The sequence below is a fragment of the Marinomonas sp. BSi20584 genome (genome assembly GCF_002792415.1).
Taxonomy (GTDB): domain Bacteria; phylum Pseudomonadota; class Gammaproteobacteria; order Pseudomonadales; family Marinomonadaceae; genus Marinomonas; species Marinomonas polaris.
In genome coordinates this window covers 1-17,297 of record NZ_KZ454870.1, presented here as the reverse complement: position 1 = coordinate 17,297, position 17,297 = coordinate 1, and the positions used below count along the sequence as shown (strand labels likewise).

Below are 17,297 nucleotides of genomic sequence, written 5' to 3'. Positions count from 1 at the left end.
ATTCATTAAGCTCGACAAAGAAATAGGGCTTAGCCCTATTTCTTACTTTTGATTCGTTCTACTTAAGAACAGATTTCCCTGCTTATAATAAGAGAAACTCAACATGAAGCGCTCAATCACTCGCTTATTAATGGCACCATCAGTCATCATGCTTTTGGTTTGGATGATCATCCCGTTATCCATGACCATTTATTTTTCCACCATTCGCTACAACTTATTGTACCCAGGTCAGAATAACTTCGTTGGGTTGATGAATTTTGAATTCTTTATTACCGACCCAGGTTTTATTCCAGCGGTATCGAACACCTTAATTCTGCTACTTTCCGTCTTGATCATCACTGTGGTTTTAGGTGTGATGCTATCCGCTTTGATTGATAAGCCGTTTTTCGGCCAAGGCATTGTTCGTGTCTTATTAATTTCGCCTTTCTTTATCATGCCAACCGTCAATGCATTGATTTGGAAAAATATGATGATGAACCCTGTTTATGGCATTTTCGCATGGATATCAGAATCGCTAGGTTTTGAACCCATAGATTGGCTATCAAGTTACCCGTTAGTCTCAATCATTATCATGGTCAGTTGGCAATGGTTACCCTTCGCTATTTTAGTATTTGTTACCGCGCTGCAATCCCAAGACACAGAGCAGAAAGAAGCGGCTCAAATGGATGGTGCAACGGGCTTACACATATTCCGTTACCTAACCATTCCTCATCTTGCCCGTCCAATAGCCGTGGTTGTGATGATAGAAACCATCTTCCTATTAGCGGTTTTTGCTGAAATCTTTGTTTCCACAGGCGGTGGCCCAGGTTACGACAGTACTAACTTGGCCTATCTGATATATAACCAAGCGCTTCTGCAATATGACGTTGGTGTGGCTTCTGCTGGTGGTTTGTTTGCCGTGTTGCTTGCCAATATCGTGGCCTTTTTCTTAATTCGTGCCGTTGGCAAAAACTTAACGGTGTGAGGTGAATACGATGACTCTTAATCAACAACGCAAACTCAAAACCATTCTTACCGGACTGTTCGCATGGACGGTAGCTTTGGTGTTATTTTTCCCGATTTTTTGGATGTTTATCACCTCGTTCAAGACCGAACTACAGGCGATATCTGTACCACCGTCTCTGTTCTTTGAACCAACACTCGATAACTTCAGAATCGTTCAAGAACGCAGTGACTACATCCATCACGCATGGAACTCAGTTGTCACGTCATTTGGTTCCACCATTATCGCTCTGGTGATTGCCATTCCTGCGGCCTACTCCATGGCGTTTTTCCCTGGAAAGCGTACGAAAGACATTTTGCTCTGGATGCTCTCTACAAAAATGCTGCCAGCTGTAGGTGTATTAGTTCCTATTTATATCCTGTGCCGAGACTATGGATTGTTGGATTCTAAAACGGCTCTGGTGATCATTTTCACTCTGATGAATTTGCCTATTATCGTGTGGATGCTGTTTTCCTACTTCAAAGATTTGCCAAAAGAAATCCTCGAAGCCGCGAGAATGGACGGAGCTACCCCTTGGGATGAAGTGGTAAAAGTTGTGCTGCCACTTTCTGTTGGTGCCATTTCGTCTACGGCTCTTTTATCTATCGTACTTTGTTGGAACGAGGCTTTTTGGTCTCTCAACCTAACAGCATCTGATGCCGCGCCGTTAACCGCGATGATTGCCTCTTACTCCAGCCCTGAGGGTCTGTTTTGGGCGAAATTGTCCGCTGCATCCACACTTGCTTGCGCACCAATCGTTATTTTCGGTTGGTTCTGTCAAAAACAATTGGTCCAAGGCTTAACTTTCGGCGCCGTAAAATAATTATTAGGAAGTTTCTTTATGACTTACTTAGCGATCACAGATCTACAAAAACATTACGACAGCTACCACGCATTGCGCGGCATTAATCTAAGTATTACTGAAGGTGAATTCGTCGTATTCGTTGGGCCATCTGGCTGTGGTAAATCCACATTACTACGGACTATTGCAGGCTTAGAATCCAGCACTGGCGGAAGCATAGAACTAGACGGCAGAGACATTACCGAAGTGGCGTCGTCAAAACGCGACCTTGCTATGGTGTTCCAGTCTTATGCTTTGTATCCACACATGACGGTGGCCGATAACCTTTCCTTCGCCCTTCGTCTTGCGAAAGTATCTGATGCTGAAATCAAAGAAAAAGTACGTTCAGTTTCGGCGTCTTTACAACTTGACGCCTTATTAGAACGTAAACCAAAAGAACTGTCTGGTGGTCAACGCCAGCGTGTTGCCATTGGTCGCGCCATTGTGCGTCAACCGAAAGTCTTCTTGTTCGATGAGCCGCTATCCAACCTAGACGCCGCGCTTCGTGTACAAATGCGTTTGGAATTAGCTCGTCTTCATAAAAAGCTTGCCACGACAATGATTTATGTAACCCACGATCAGGTTGAAGCCATGACTTTGGCTGATCGCGTGGTTATTTTAAATGCAGGCCAAATAGAACAAGTTGGTACACCGCTTGAACTTTACCGCCAGCCAAATAGCCGCTTTGTTGCTGAGTTCATTGGTACGCCAAAAATGAACTTAATCGCAGCAAATAAAATAGTACGTCATGAAGACAATCTAGCGATCGAACTACTTGGACAGCAAATCCTTTTCCCTGCAAATCGTTTAAAAGGCCCGCTACCAGATTCGGTTGTTGTCGGCATTCGTCCGGAACATATGACGTTAGTCGAAGAAGGTGGAGATTTATCTGGCCGCATTGAGTTGGTCGAACACCTAGGTTCCGAAGCTTACGCACACCTGCAATTGTCTAGCGATCAAACCATTATTATCAAAGCTCCAGCTCGAACTGAGCTAAAAGATGGACAAGAAGTTAGTCTCAAAATTGATATTTCAGAAATCATTTTGTTTAATGAAAATGACCGTGTCATCTCTGTTATTCCAGAGGAGGCTTAATATGGCTAATTATTTACAAGCCGCTTCAAATGTAGAACAGCTTTCTGTTCAGAATTATTCAAAAGAAGCAGTTCAAGCAGGCATAGTACATTTGGGTGTTGGTGCATTTCATCGTGCTCACCAAGCCGTGTACATCGACCGACTATTAGCTAATGACACACAACAAAACTGGGGCATTATTGGCGTTAATATTCGCCCACAAGACAGTCAATCTTTTGCTCGCTTTATTAAGCAAGAAGGCGAGTATGTTTTAAAAACCATGGCGGCTGATGGCGAGACAAAGTACGAACATATTCGTTCTATTGTTCAGCAAATTGACGGTGCACAAGCGCCTGAAAAAGTTGACTCTGCACTTGCCGATGCTAAGACTCAGCTTGTCACATCAACGGTTACTGAAGGCGGTTACTACCTTGATGAAAATCGTCGTTTAATGCTGGAACATCCAGCGATTAAGGATGATATAGAAGGCGCTCGTAATACGCTTTATGCTTTTCTGTACGCTGGACTTAAACTGCGTAGCGAAACATCTAAGGCGAAAATCACCCTATTATGCTGCGATAACCTTCGTCATAACGGTGAATTACTCGAAACTGGCCTAATGCAGTTTTTGGATGCTAAGCAAGATTCGGCGCTGTCGGAATGGGTAGAAGAAAATGTGTCTTTCCCTTGCTCTATGGTGGATCGAATTACACCTAAGCCAAGCCAGCAGCATGTAGACGATGTTCGTTCACGCTTCGGTGTTAATGACAACATGACAGTCATGGGCGAAGACTTCATTCAGTGGGTCGTAGAAGACAAGTTTGCCGGTAAAAAACCCGCTCTTGATCTCGTTGGCGTGCAATTTGTCAAAGACGTCGTGCCTTTTGAAGAAGCTAAAATTCGTATTTTAAACGCAGGCCATACCTGTGTAACGTATCAAGCAGCATTAAAGGGCCTCACCTACTTTGATGAAGCCATGCGCGATGACGAATTGAAGCAGTATTTTTCTGACTTCATTCTGCAAGATTCGATTCCTGCAATTGGGGACTCTGTGGTCGATCTACCAGCTTATTTCGATATTATTGCGCAGCGTTTTAGCAACGCAAATATTGGCGATACAGTGGAACGTATCTGCACCGATGGCTACGCTAAATTCCCTATATTTGTTTTCCCAACGCTGGAAGGCGCTTATCGCAAAGGTCGAACTCCGGTTAAAACTATCCAAGGCATCGCCAGCTGGTTCACCTTTATTCAGCTATCGAATGAAGGCAAGCTCAGCACGCCTTATCATGAGCCAAATAAGGCTTCTCTTGTCGCTTTCAGCAATGACAAGGCAGGTATTAAGGCCTTTGTAACAGATCGCTTTTTATGGGGTAATGTGCCAACAGAGTTCCCGGACTTTGTTACGCAACTCACTGAAGCAATTCAGATAAGTATGACAAAGTATGCTTAGGTAGTTCTCACCTAATGAGAGTGTCTAATTCAAGAATCTAAGGCGAATAACGACAATTTTTTGCCTTAGATTCTTAAATGTATTTTATTAAAATAAGAAAATAAGCAGTGAATTGTCGTTAATATAGAATTAAAGTCTTACGTCTAACAATAAAGCTGCTGAGCGAGAAGATTATGTCTAATACCGCCAAACGCATCACGCCCGAATACGAAATTGTCGAAGATAACGAAACTATTCGCTATTTAGAACACGGCTATCCGTGTGACCTTATTCGCTGGCACGCCCATGATGATTACGAGCTGCATTTTATCGTTGCCACATCGGGCAAAGTCTTTGTAGGCGATTACATTGGCAATTACTCACCAGGCCAACTTATTTTAACCGGCCCTCGACTCCCTCATAACTGGATTTGCCAACACAACCAAGAAGATGTTCAACTCAGAGACATGGTAATTCGTTTCGACCATGAGTCCTTTTCAAATGGTATGAAAATAATTCCTGAGTTAGCCGAAATTCTACCTATGTTAGCCAGAGCGAAATCTGGCATTGAGTTTTTTGAACAAGATCATGAGTACCTAAAAGACGTCTTCCAAAAAGTCCGCGACTCCAGCGGCTTATCAAGGTTAATTCTCGCGCTTCCTCTCTTACAAAAACTGGCGCAGAGCCGAAGTTACCGCTTACTTTCAACCGTGCAAATCGATTTGAAATCCAGTGAAACATTGCAACGAAAAATCAACACAGTGGTTGATTATGTGTCACAGAACTACAGCAATGATATTACACTTTCCAGTGTAGCGAATTTGATTGGTATGTCAGACAGCCATTTTTCGCGTTTCTTTAAAAAGGCGACAGGCAACCGCTTTATTGAATTTGTGAATCGCGTTCGAGTCAGCCGTGCTTGTAGCTTGTTAACCGAAACAGACCAACAAATCGCCACAATTTGTTTTCAGGTTGGCTTCAACAATGTTGCTAACTTTAATCGCCGGTTTCATGAGCTGAAAGGCGTTACGCCAAGAGATTTCAGGACTCAAAGCAACATTCATATTGAAGGCATTGCGCCCGTATCATAATACGTCTCGCGTCTTGGGATCATAAAAAAGCACCACCTAGATATTATCTTCGTGGTGTTTTTTATCAAAACAACTGTCGTTATTAAGACGACAGCCGCATCAGCTTTTCATTTAGGTCTTTTGTTGATTGATAAAGTGATTGGTACAAGGCGTACTTATCTTGATAGTAAGACCCAAAAGTGGCCACTGGCTCATGAACCTCTAAAACATCCGGCATGGTGCAATATTCAGCAATCAGCGATTCGATGTTTTTGCCTTGGCTTTGTTGCTCGCCTAACAAGGCCAATCGTGCTGCGCCCAAACCAGGTCCAACATCACCGCCATCACGATAAATCAAACGCTTATTCAATACGTTGGAAATGATCTGACGCCACAGAGCAGAACGAGCCCCGCCACCAATGAGTGACAGCTCATCAACCGCACTTCCCGCACTGTCCAAGGCATTTTGACAATCCAATAAAGAGAACGCCACACCCTCCAATATCGCCAACGTCATAGCTTCAACATTAGCTGTATTCGTTAAGCCAATAAATTGTCCATTGGCTAGCGGATCATTATGTGGTGTTCGCTCACCACTCAAATAAGGCAAAAACAACACATTAGTTCGCTCGATATCACTGTCTTCAAGCGCGTCCAGTAATTCTGCAACGGACTTATCCACCAGCTTGGCGAACCAAGCTAATGAGTTCGCTGCGCTAAGAGTAACGCCCATTTGGTGCCAACGATTAGGTAAGGCATGACAAAAAGCATGCACAGTATTCTGTGGATTGGCTTTATGAGACTCGCTCACAGTGAAATACACACCAGAAGTACCCAATGAAATAAAACCTTGACCGGGATTAGTAACACCCATGCCAACCGCTCCAGCGGCATTGTCTCCGGCGCCGGCCACAACTGGTAATTGGAGAAGCCCTAACTCTTGAGCAATAGCTTCAGACAAAGTACCTACAACATCACAACCTTCATACATTTTTGGCATATTGGCTTGACTCAAGCCGGTTGCGGCCAATAAAGCATCGTCCCATTGGCGTGTTTCAGGGTTTAACCAAAGCGTACCGGCGGCATCAGAACAATCCGATGACATAACGCCCGTCAATCGATAAGCCAAATAGTCTTTCGGCAGTAATACATGAGCCAACTTAGCAAATACCTCTGGCTCGTTTTCTTGTACCCAACGTATTTTAGGTGCCGTAAAGCCCGGCATATAAAGGTTGCCAGAACGTTCAATCAAGTCAGGAAATTGCGCCATCAAGGCTTCACACTGTACTTGACTACGACCATCATTCCACAAAATACAAGGCCGTAATACATTACCCTCCGCATCAATCAAGGTAGCACCATGCATCTGCCCCGATAGCCCCAACGCCTTCAACTTGCTCAGATCCAAGCGTTGCTGCAATTGATTAATAACGTCCTTACAAGCTTGCCACCATGACAATGGGTCTTGTTCCGACCAAGTCGCATGAAGACTCTCAACGGTTAAAGGCACAGACTCCTGCGCTAAAACATTACCTTTATCGTCAATAACGACACCTTTTAAACCAGAGGTTCCAAGATCAAGACCTAAATACATTTTGTTACTCTTCTTCATCAAAAGTAGTGTTTTTTTTTATTTTTTGTATGGCATGCTACACCATTCTAACCATTACTTTTCATACTCGAAACAATAGAGAAAAGTGTCAATACAATTCTGAAAATTAGCCTTTTTAGTACAAGTAGAGAATAAAAATTGTTAGTTTTTGACGCGTGGATAGCAAAATAAACAACCTTAATGTTTTCTCACGACCCGTAACCTAATTCAGGAAAGAAGTAGAGTTAATGTATTCACTAAACAGTTTTTTTGTCACCAATATGGATAACGCTCATCTGGCAATGGGTGACTACAACTACCTACTTGTTGCTCTTTCTATATTGCTCGCCTCGGTGGCTTCTTTTTTTGCGCTGCATTTTGCGTCCATTGCGCAGCACATTGTTATTGAAAAATACAAAAATATCGCGCTTGTCTCTGGTTCTTTCATCATGGCAGGCGGTATTTGGAGTATGCATTTTGTCGGCATGCTGGCATTTAATATGGGACATGGAATTTCTTATGACCCATTGTTAACAGCCCTCTCTCTGATACCCGCTATTTTAGCGTCTTACATCACTCTGAAACGATTAATTAGAAGTGACCTAAGTATCTGGCAACTGCTCGTTAATGGTGTGCTTGTCGGTGGTGGAATTGGCGCGATGCATTATATTGGCATGGCAGCGATGGAAATGGATGTTGAACTAAAATATGACCCAGCGTGGTTCTTAGCATCACTAGTCATTGCCGTTGCTCTCGCTTTTATTGCCCTATCGACTCATTACTATGTCAGAAAAGTTTGGGCTAATTTGAGTACTAAATGGGTCAGCTGTATCAGCGCGCTTATTATGGGAGCTGCTATTTCTGGTATGCATTATGCTGGTATGGCAGGAGCAAGGTTCATTTCATCCGGCGAAGCTGGAATGCATCACATACAAGACAGTTCTAACGATGAACTTTCGTTTGTTGTGGCAATCATCACTTTATTACTATCAATTCTAGCTGCAAACATCGCTTCGCAATTACGTTATCGTCAGTTATTACTGGAAAAAACAGCCAGTGAAGTTCGCCTAAAAACAACTTTAGACACAGCTGTAGATGGCATCATCTCCATAGACAGTTCAGGCATCATTAAAGAGTTTAATAAGGCTGCCACGCAAATTTTTGGTTGGCAAGAAGAAGAAATAATAAATCAGCACTTTGGAGTCTTATTTCCTCAAAAATACACTGATGAATTCAATCGTTCTTTAGCCGTATTTCGCGATACCGGTGAAGTAACCATAGCAGGCACAGATAGAGAAATTCATGCTATCAACAAAGCTGGACACGTTTTCCCTATTAGACTAGGTGTTGGAAGAGTTGATATCCCTGACAGCGGCACATTATTTGTTGGTTTTATTACCGATATCTCAACTCGAAAATCGCTGGAAGAAACCATCAAAAAAAGCGAGAAACAATTTAGCTCTTTGATCAAAAATATTCCCGGTGCCTCTTTTCGCTGTTTAATGGACGAACATTGGACGACTATCTTCGTGAGTGATGCTATTTACGATGTGACTGGATGGAGTACATCTGAGTTTTATAGTAGAGCAATTTCCTTTGCCAAACTTGTTCATCCTGATGATGAGAAAAACGTTGCTTCCACCATAAATGAGGCAACGAATACACGTAAAAGTTATAAATTAGAATATCGCTTAAGGCACAAGGATGGTCATTATGTTTGGGTTTTAGAGAACGGTTCAGTCATTCTAAACCAAAACAGTAAACCTGAATGGATTGATGGCGTTATTTTAGATATTTCACAACGTGTTGAAATGGAAGATGAACTTCGTCAAGCAAAAGCAAAGGCCGAAGCATCAGTCGAAAGTAAGGCTTCTTTTTTAGCTAACATGAGCCATGAGATCCGCACGCCAATGAACGCTATTATTGGTTTCTCTGATATTTTATTAGAATCAGAAATCTCAGGCGAAAACAAAAAACATTTATCAATCATTAGTAAATCTGCTCGCTCTCTGTTGCACCTCCTTAACGATATACTCGACAGTGCTAAATTAGAAAAAAACAAACTTGAATTAGACATACAACCTTTTGTACTTGCCAACTCAGTAGATACAGTTATTTCAACTCTGTGGCTACAAGCCAGAAATAAAGGTCTAGAGCTCAATTTTCATGTGGAGCTAGAGGTTGCCGAGGCATATTTGGGTGCCGAAGATCGTATACGCCAAGTGCTAATGAATATTTTAGGCAATGCAATCAAGTTCACTGAAAAAGGTCACGTGACTTTAAATATATCGAAACTACAAGATAGTAAGATACGCTTTTCAGTTACAGACACAGGGATAGGTATACCAGAAGAACGTTTAACTCACATTTTTGATCCATTTACACAAGCTGATGCTTCCATGAGTCGTCGTTTTGGCGGCACAGGTTTAGGTACTAGCATATCTAAACAATTAGTAACCCTCATGGGAGGGCAAATTCATGTAACGAGCGAAATAGGTGTTGGAAGTTGTTTTTACTTTGACTTACCTCTCACTGAAACTGAAGCGCCATCCGATACAAAAACATCTCAACTGTCTATTATCACGCCAAAAAGAATACTGCTGGCCGATGATGTTGAACAAAACCTAACGCTGCTGACTATTTTGCTTAAACGACATGGCCATGCCATATTTTTTGCAAAAGACGGTATTGATGCTGTTGAACAATTTAAAATGATCAAGCCTGACATCATTCTAATGGACATTCAGATGCCAAAGATGGATGGCTTAACTGCAACTCAAATTATCCGCAGCTATGAAAAAGAAAATCAGCTAGCTCGCACTCCAATTATTGCTTTAACAGCCAATGTGCTAATCGAAGATAAATTAGATGCCCAACAAGCGGGGATGGATGGCTTTGCCAATAAACCCATTGATATTCAGGCTTTAATAACTGAAATAGCGAGAGTCTTAAATGAGACTCCTACATTGATTGATCAGGAAAATTTTGATCACGAAAAAATTAATCGTAAAAATCTACAAATCCACATGGATAAAGGTCTATCACTGTGGAACGACCTGCCTGTTTACATCACAGAGCTATCTAGGTTTGCAGAAACTAACGCAAATTTAGTCAATAGACTAACAACTCATTTAGACAATCAAGAATACCAAGAGGCTTACGCTTTAGCGCATGCGATAAAAGGCTCTTCAGGTAATCTTGCATTGTTAAATATATCTAATTGCATGGCGAATATAGAGCGTGCTGCACAAACAAAAGACCATGATCAATTCTCAAAAAACGTGCAGTGTTTAGCTTCTTTATTGGCTTACTTTTTTGAAGAGCTACATTGGTTAATAGAAAAATACAGACTTCACTCCGAGATGACAGAAACAGACACTCAGAATGAGCTTTCTACAACGCAATTAATAGCACTTCTCGAAGCGCTTATTCTGTCCGCAAACTCAGGCGAAGTAGATGACGAAAACATCGCTTTACTTATTAGCAACGTCCCTCAATACATGAAAACACAAGCCATTGCAGCGAGTAAGGCTATCTCAAACTTTGAATTCGATAGCGCTATAAACAGCCTTACCAACCTAAAAGCATTGATGATACAGGAGCCGACCAAATGAGAATCGGAAGTAAACCTGCACCTCGCATCCTATTGGTTGATGACGAGCCGTCAAACTTACGAGTTCTAAGGCAAGTATTGCAAGCCGCTCGATACCGTTTATCTTTTGCTCGATCAGGACAAGACGCATTAAAATTGGTAGAAAAAGAGCCGGTAGACCTCATATTACTCGATATCATGATGCCAAATATGACGGGCTTAGAAGTCTGCGAACGTCTAAAACAAAACCCCGCAACCGCCCACATTCCTGTGATATTTATAACAGCATTGAAAGACAGTATCGATGAAGCAAAAGGCTTTGAAATTGGTGCAGTTGATTACATCGTCAAACCCATCGTACCAGCTATTGTCTTAGCTCGTGTTAAAACACACCTGTCATTAATTAGAGCGGATGAGTTGCTAAATACGCATATCGATTTGATCCAAAGGCTTGGGCGAGCTGCCGAATACAAAGACAACGAAACAGGCATGCACGTACAACGGATGAGCCGATATGCAAAAGTCATTGCTTCGGCTTACGGCTTTTGTGAAGAATCAGCGGATGATTTAATGATGGCAGCACCTATGCACGACATAGGAAAAATAGGCATAGCGGACAACATACTGCTAAAACCTGGCAAGCTTACAGAAGAAGAGTATGAAGTCATGAAGACACATGCTCAAATCGGTGGTGAAATTCTTTCTAACCCAAGTTCCTACCTTATTAAACTAGCCCACTCTGTTGCGATGACTCACCATGAAAAATGGGACGGTACAGGCTATCCAAACGGCTTATCAGGGGACAATATCCCCATTGAAGGCCGTATTGTTGCTTTAGTTGATGTATTCGATGCATTGACTAGCGCGCGACCTTATAAAAAAGCATGGTCTACTGAAGAAGCGATAAATTACATCACTGAGCAAAGCGGAAAACACTTTGATCCAACGCTAATTCCATTACTCCAACAAGAGTTACCCAAACTACTTGAGATACAAAAACAATTTGCTGAATAACTTTTGCTGTATAAAAAATCATTATCGATCTGACCATTGAAAAGTAAAAGTTCGGCATTACTGATAGGCTATTCATGCAGAGCAACTGCAACCTATTTTATGCCCAATCTATTTTATGGAACGTTTTATGACTTCGCTTCACGATATTATTGACTCAACACTGCAAAACAAAGACGTCGTCATGAAACTGCTAGATATCGGTGTTTTGCGAGTATCAGGTTTGGATTCAAAAAAATTCCTACAAGGCCAGACAACCTGTGATATGAACAAACTGTCACAAGATAATGGTTTATACGGTGCAATCTGTAGCATTAAGGGACGCATTATCAGCAGCTTTTATATTGTTCAGAACAACGACGATGTGCTGATGGTAATGGCAAAAGACCTGGTCGAAAAAACCTTGTTACATTTAAAAAAATACGCGGTGTTTTTCAAGACTGTGCTGGTCGATGAGCAGGATAACTTTACGATTTACACAAAATTAGCAGCAAAAAATATAGAAGCAAACTCAAATGCGGCATCTAATATTTTCGCAACCACTCAAGACAGAGAAACTATCACATTGACAGTTAGCAATGAGCCATTAGAAGTCCAGTGGCTTATTACTCCAGCACACCAAACTGCAATTGAAGAAAAGAACCAAGAATTAGCAGCCTTGGCAGTACTTGCTGCTCGCCCACTTATCAACTTAGAACAGAGTGAAACGATTTTACCTCAATGGCTTAACATGCAAAGCACAGGCGGCATCAGCTTCACAAAAGGCTGCTACACAGGACAAGAAATCGTTGCTCGTATGCAATATAAAGGTAAGTCGAAGAAGCAACTTGCATTGGTGACTTGGGAAGGCAATTTAGATACAACAAAAGACATTGTCGATGGGCCAAGAAAGAGCATAGGTCAAATCTTTGCTGCCACTCATTTTCAAGAAACAAATTATGCGCAGGTTATTTTAAATATTGATCCAAGTGACGCAGAAAAACTTCTTTTGGATAACCAAGAAATCACCTTACTTCCACTTCCCTACTCGCTAGATAGCAAGAAATAGAGGCTATATTTGAGGTATTTTATAGCGCCAGATAGGCGCTATAAAATTAATTTAGAATGGCAAACCAATCTGCGTATTACAATCTACTTTGTTCGTACTTTCTATTGGTTCTAATGCCCATTTTATCGGCTCTTTTCCAAGACCAACTAAGTAATTATTCGCTTTAGAAAAATGCTGACAACCTAAAAAACCACGATAAGCCGATAAAGGCGATGGATGAACACTTTCCAGCACACAGTGTTTATCACGATCAATATGACGGCCTTTTTTCTGTGCATAGGATCCCCACAGCATAAAAACAACACCTTGATGCTTATTGTTAATAAGCTCGATGATTTTATCAGTAAATATTTCCCAACCTTTATTCTGATGAGAACCTGCCTTGCTCGCTTCGACGGTCAACACACTATTTAGCAATAAGACGCCTTGTTCCGCCCATTGCTCTAAAAAACCATGTTGCGCAGGTGCAATCTCTAAATCCATTTCAAGCTCTTTATAGATATTCATCAATGAAGGAGGAACCTTAATTCCAGGCTTTACCGAAAAAGATAAACCATGGGCTTGACCCTCTCCATGATATGGGTCCTGCCCAAGAATCACTACTTTCACTTTACTAAAAGGCGTCACATTTAATGCCGTAAAATACTCAGGTTCTGCAGGATATAGCGTGTTATTTTGTTTCTCTGCTTGTAAGAATTTTTGCAAAACCAACATATAGTCTTTCTCAAACTCATCAGCTAAATATTCTTGCCAATCACCTGTTAATTTCATCATTTAACTCACTTCATTCATTGCGTTGCTTTCTGTTTCATGAAAAGGATTTAGCGCTGGCGTCGCTTTAAATTCATAATAATATTGCAGTGACAGCTCATCTTGAGGTGTAACTAAGTGCTTCAGTAACAACCAAGCCATTTCCCTTAACCCGTATGCTTTTACATACTCTTGGATAACATCTAAAGACTTCTCTTCTGGAAGGTCTGATCGGTAAGAGCTCAGCAATAAAGCTGTTTGTCTTGCATCTAAATTGTGAGATTTAACTACAACAGCAAGATCAAATAATGGATCACCAACTCCTGAGTACTCCCAGTCAATCAACCAAAGTTGCTCACTGTCCATTAATATATTCTTAGGATTTAAATCGTTATGGCAGAGTACAGGCGGTAAAATCATTTCTGGCGGCGTTAACTGCTTCAAAAGAGAAGCAAGATAATCATATTCAGCCATCAAACTAGGTGTTTCACAGCCATAACGTTGAACCCCCTTCAAATAATGCTCTATCACATCAAATACACCATAGTAGTGGTGACTCATTGGTAAACTATGTGTCTGCACTAAAGCTTGAGCAATTCGCGGTATATCTTTATCCTGATGACGCACAGCCCAATCAAGAGAAGGCTGAGAGACAAATTGACAAGCAAAACTACCTTCATCATCGTGCCAAGCCACGACTGGAGAAAGACCAATAGATGCAGCATGTTTTAAGGTATTAATTTCTTCCATGCGATTAATATAAAAAGCACTACTATCTATATAGGGAATACGTAATACAAAACGAGAAACTTTCCCCCAATGAATCAAATACACCTTGTTTGAAAAGCCTTCCTCAAATAAAGTAGTTTCAACCTCCATTGTGGCTGGTAGTATGTCAGCCATTTTTACGAAATACTCAGATAGTACAGTCATTTTTAATCATTTTATTGCCAGAATTGTAAGTGGCTGTCAGAATGAACAACTGAACCATCCGAGTCAATAGTCAACTTTGAAGCAGATCAATGATTAAACACGAAGACATTATTCGTAAGATACAAGAACGACTGAGCACGTTAAGCAAATCCGAGCGAAAAGTAGCGGAAGCCATTCTTGCCGATCCTAAAACAACCATCCACTCCAGTATTGCGAAACTTGCAGCAAGAGCGGAAGTGAGCGAACCTACGGTTAACCGTTTTTGTCGCAGCCTTATAGGCAGTGGCTTTCCTGATTTTAAAGTATCACTTGCCCAAAGCCTTGCGACAGGTACGCCTTACGTTAACCTAAACGTAGAGCCTGACGATGCTCCTGGCGCCGTCACTGCGAAGATTTTTGAAGCCGCTAAAAACAATCTTACCCGTGCTCAGGATATTTTACCCGAGTCATTGATAAGCCGAGCGGTTGATGTATTAGCACAAGCTCGTCGAATCGAGTTTTATGGTTTAGGTGCATCTGGCCCTGTTGCCAAAGATGCACACCATAAATTTTTCCGTTTGAACATGCCGGTTGTTGCCTATACGGACATTCTGGTACAGCGAATGGCTGCTGCTGGATCGCATTCAGGCGATGCTATCGTCATAATTTCATACACTGGGCGCACCTTACCGTTAATCGAGACTGCTCGAGTCGCTCGTGAAGCTGGCGCTACCGTTATTGGCATCACTAATCCAGATTCTCCTCTCACAGAGCATTGCTCTATCGTATTACCGATTGAAGAAACTGAAGATACCGATATCTATACGCCAATGAGCTCACGTATTGTCTATCTCACTTTGATCGACGCTCTCGCGACTGGCGTACTTTTGAAGCGTGGTCCTGAGTTCAACGCACACCTGAAAAAGCTCAAACAAAGCGTACAAGATACTCGATTACCGAAAGTTGAAAAGAAATAACATCACAATATAAGGCACATAATATGTGCCTTAATTCTTTACTACATCTTTAATAAACTAGCCTAAACAAAAGATATTTGTCCAAACGAGCCAATTTGTTTAATGCATCAGATTTTTTCGTAATTTTGTCAGAGAAATTTGAAAGATTATCCCATCACAGCCACTTAAAATCGGCTCAGGTCTTGAAATATGTCGTAATGCGTTTCATTCTCTTTACAAGAGTTTGATGATTTTCACATATAAAATCAATGGCTATCACAACAACGATTTAACAATTATAACTCTTTCGGGTGTGATTTGGACGCAGCTTTTTTTAAGCGCCATCTTTCGATCAGTAGGTATTGCTAAACAGTGCAATACAAGGATAAATATTATCCAACACTGATAAATAACCTTATCTATCCAAGGTTATTTCACCCGTAATAATTTCATTAGGGGACAACAATAATGATAGAAAGCAGCTATGCGATCAGCTTTACATTCCTAGCCTATCTAGTAGTTATGCTAGGAATTGGGCTGTACGCTTACAAACGTACCTCCAGCTCGGAAGACTACTTTCTTGGTGGACGCTCTTTAGGACCTTGGCCTACCGCATTGTCCGCAGGCGCTTCAGATATGAGTGGCTGGTTACTACTTGGTTTACCTGGTTACGCTTTCGCCGCGGGTTTAGAGTCTTTCTGGATTGCTGGTGGCCTTTTTGTTGGAACATGGCTTAACTGGCTAATTTGCGCAAAACGCCTAAGAACGTACAGCATCAAAGCGAACAACGCACTCACACTTCCAGATTTCCTATCTACTCGATTCAATGACAAATCAAAGCTCATTCAAACCATTTCAGCTCTGTTCATTTTGCTGTTCTTCTTGTTCTATACAAGTTCCGGTTTGGTTGCTGGCGGTAAATTGTTTGAAACAGTATTTGGCTTAGATTATACCTATGCAGTAATTATCGGCACAGTATGTGTTGTTTCCTACACGCTATTTGGTGGTTTCCTTGCCGTGGCTTGGACAGACCTTGTTCAGGGCTTGATGATGAGTGCGGCATTAGTGATTGTACCTCTCGTTGCTATTGATGGCGGCTGGTCTGAGCTGTCTAGTACTTTAATGGCAAAAAATCCAAACTTACTAGATATCTGGACTAACGTAAGTGGTGAACCTCTAACTGCAATTGGGATTATTTCTCTCGTTGCTTGGGGACTAGGCTACTTCGGTCAACCGCACATCCTAGCGCGCTTTAAAGCCTCTCGCTCTAATAAAGACATTAAAACAGCACGTCGTATTGCGGTTATTTGGACATTTATCTCCATGGCAGGGGCATTGCTTATTGGCTTAGTAGGTATCACATTTGTTGATAGCAACCTAACAGGCAACCTAGCTGACCCTGAAAAAATCTTCATGATTCTTGTTAATGCCGTTTTCCACCCTGTTGTTGCCGGTATTCTTCTTGCAGCAATCTTAGCGGCGATAATGAGCACAGCGGACTCTCAACTTTTGGTATCATCCTCTGCACTCGCTGAAGATTTTTACAAGCAACTATTCAATAAAGAAGCAACTCAAAAACAAATCGTCAACGTTGGACGCTTTGCGGTTGTTGCTATTTCTATTATTGCGTTATTGCTTGCATTGAACCCAGAAAGCTCAGTACTCGGCCTAGTGTCTTATGCTTGGGCTGGTTTTGGCGCTGCATTTGGCCCAGCTATCCTTCTTAGCTTGTTCTGGCGCAACATGAACCGTAACGGCGCTCTAGCGGGTATTGTTATTGGTGGCGTTACCGTTGTGGTCTGGAAACAATTAACGGGTGGCATTTTCGATCTTTATGAAATCGTTCCAGGCTTCTTGTTCTCGACTATCGCTATCTTTGCGGTAAGCCTAGCAACAGGCGCTCCAGAAGAGTCTGTAACAGAATCTTTTGATGAATACGAAAAAGCACTAGATACAATGAACTAAGTAACCAGCTCTTCGAGCTCATTACTTCAGAAGGCCCGAACCTTGAACTGACCCCCAATAGTTGGACATTCCA

13 protein-coding genes are annotated in these 17,297 nt (G+C 41.7%); 10 read left to right on the top strand and 3 right to left on the bottom strand.

From position 1 onward, the window contains the following. Positions 1–103: 103 nt before the first annotated feature. From TY87_RS02850 to TY87_RS02830, 5 genes are all read left to right on the top strand, one after another. Positions 104–964, top strand: a complete 861-nt coding sequence (locus tag TY87_RS02850; RefSeq protein ID WP_072839505.1) for a carbohydrate ABC transporter permease — start codon at positions 104–106, stop codon at positions 962–964. A 10-nt stretch (positions 965–974) separates the two neighbouring features. Next, positions 975–1,805, top strand: coding sequence for a carbohydrate ABC transporter permease (locus TY87_RS02845; protein ID WP_012068809.1), 831 nt, complete (start codon positions 975–977; stop codon positions 1,803–1,805). A gap of 18 nt (positions 1,806–1,823) precedes the next feature. After that, on the top strand, positions 1,824–2,918 hold the full coding sequence (locus TY87_RS02840; protein ID WP_100185919.1) for an ABC transporter ATP-binding protein: 1,095 nt from the start codon (positions 1,824–1,826) through the stop codon (positions 2,916–2,918). A 1-nt stretch (position 2,919) separates the two neighbouring features. Next, entirely contained in the window at positions 2,920–4,350 is a 1,431-nt protein-coding gene (locus TY87_RS02835) for a mannitol dehydrogenase family protein (RefSeq protein WP_100185918.1), read from the top strand. 173 nt (positions 4,351–4,523) lie between these two features. Beyond that, entirely contained in the window at positions 4,524–5,420 is an 897-nt protein-coding gene (locus tag TY87_RS02830) for an AraC family transcriptional regulator (protein WP_100185917.1), read from the top strand. A gap of 82 nt (positions 5,421–5,502) precedes the next feature. Here the strand turns inward: TY87_RS02830 and xylB are convergent, their stop codons facing one another. Beyond that, entirely contained in the window at positions 5,503–6,993 is a 1,491-nt protein-coding gene (gene xylB, locus TY87_RS02825) for a xylulokinase (RefSeq protein WP_100185916.1), read from the bottom strand. Between the two features lie 245 nt (positions 6,994–7,238). On the opposite strand from xylB, the gene TY87_RS02820 reads away from it, so the two are divergent. From TY87_RS02820 to ygfZ, 3 genes are all read left to right on the top strand, one after another. Then, entirely contained in the window at positions 7,239–10,604 is a 3,366-nt protein-coding gene (locus tag TY87_RS02820; RefSeq protein ID WP_100185915.1) for an MHYT domain-containing protein, read from the top strand. Next, the gene (locus TY87_RS02815) at positions 10,601–11,596 is read left to right on the top strand and encodes a response regulator (protein WP_100185914.1); all 996 of its coding nucleotides are present in this window, start codon (positions 10,601–10,603) and stop codon (positions 11,594–11,596) included. Before TY87_RS02820 ends, TY87_RS02815 begins: the two co-directional genes overlap by 4 nt. Positions 11,597–11,723: 127 nt before the next feature. Next, entirely contained in the window at positions 11,724–12,641 is a 918-nt protein-coding gene (gene ygfZ / locus TY87_RS02810; protein ID WP_198432020.1) for a CAF17-like 4Fe-4S cluster assembly/insertion protein YgfZ, read from the top strand. Positions 12,642–12,692: 51 nt separating this feature from the next. Here the strand turns inward: ygfZ and ung are convergent, their stop codons facing one another. Together ung and TY87_RS02800 are read right to left on the bottom strand one after the other, a co-directional pair. Beyond that, a complete protein-coding gene (gene ung / locus TY87_RS02805; protein ID WP_100185912.1) occupies positions 12,693–13,415 on the bottom strand; it encodes a uracil-DNA glycosylase in 723 nt (240 codons plus the stop codon). Beyond that, entirely contained in the window at positions 13,416–14,324 is a 909-nt protein-coding gene (locus TY87_RS02800) for a phosphotransferase (RefSeq protein ID WP_100185911.1), read from the bottom strand. Between the two features lie 89 nt (positions 14,325–14,413). Between TY87_RS02800 and TY87_RS02795 the strand changes: the two genes are divergently transcribed. Then, on the top strand, positions 14,414–15,280 hold the full coding sequence (locus tag TY87_RS02795; RefSeq protein ID WP_072839495.1) for a MurR/RpiR family transcriptional regulator: 867 nt from the start codon (positions 14,414–14,416) through the stop codon (positions 15,278–15,280). A gap of 447 nt (positions 15,281–15,727) precedes the next feature. After that, on the top strand, positions 15,728–17,224 hold the full coding sequence (gene putP / locus TY87_RS02790) for a sodium/proline symporter PutP (RefSeq protein ID WP_072839494.1): 1,497 nt from the start codon (positions 15,728–15,730) through the stop codon (positions 17,222–17,224). Positions 17,225–17,297: the final 73 nt, after the last annotated feature.

Excerpts from the sequence above, each read along its gene's own strand:
- TY87_RS02850 (WP_072839505.1), top strand. The coding sequence starts at position 104 with ATGAAGCGCTCAATCACTCGCTTATTAATGGCACCATCAGTCATCATG.
- TY87_RS02845 (WP_012068809.1), top strand. The coding sequence starts at position 975 with ATGACTCTTAATCAACAACGCAAACTCAAAACCATTCTTACCGGACTG.
- TY87_RS02840 (WP_100185919.1), top strand. The coding sequence starts at position 1,824 with ATGACTTACTTAGCGATCACAGATCTACAAAAACATTACGACAGCTAC.
- TY87_RS02835 (WP_100185918.1), top strand. The coding sequence starts at position 2,920 with ATGGCTAATTATTTACAAGCCGCTTCAAATGTAGAACAGCTTTCTGTT.
- TY87_RS02830 (WP_100185917.1), top strand. The coding sequence starts at position 4,524 with ATGTCTAATACCGCCAAACGCATCACGCCCGAATACGAAATTGTCGAA.
- xylB (WP_100185916.1), bottom strand. The coding sequence starts at position 6,993 with ATGTATTTAGGTCTTGATCTTGGAACCTCTGGTTTAAAAGGTGTCGTT.
- TY87_RS02820 (WP_100185915.1), top strand. The coding sequence starts at position 7,239 with ATGTATTCACTAAACAGTTTTTTTGTCACCAATATGGATAACGCTCAT.
- TY87_RS02815 (WP_100185914.1), top strand. The coding sequence starts at position 10,601 with ATGAGAATCGGAAGTAAACCTGCACCTCGCATCCTATTGGTTGATGAC.
- ygfZ (WP_198432020.1), top strand. The coding sequence starts at position 11,724 with ATGACTTCGCTTCACGATATTATTGACTCAACACTGCAAAACAAAGAC.
- ung (WP_100185912.1), bottom strand. The coding sequence starts at position 13,415 with ATGATGAAATTAACAGGTGATTGGCAAGAATATTTAGCTGATGAGTTT.
- TY87_RS02800 (WP_100185911.1), bottom strand. The coding sequence starts at position 14,324 with ATGACTGTACTATCTGAGTATTTCGTAAAAATGGCTGACATACTACCA.
- TY87_RS02795 (WP_072839495.1), top strand. The coding sequence starts at position 14,414 with ATGATTAAACACGAAGACATTATTCGTAAGATACAAGAACGACTGAGC.
- putP (WP_072839494.1), top strand. The coding sequence starts at position 15,728 with ATGATAGAAAGCAGCTATGCGATCAGCTTTACATTCCTAGCCTATCTA.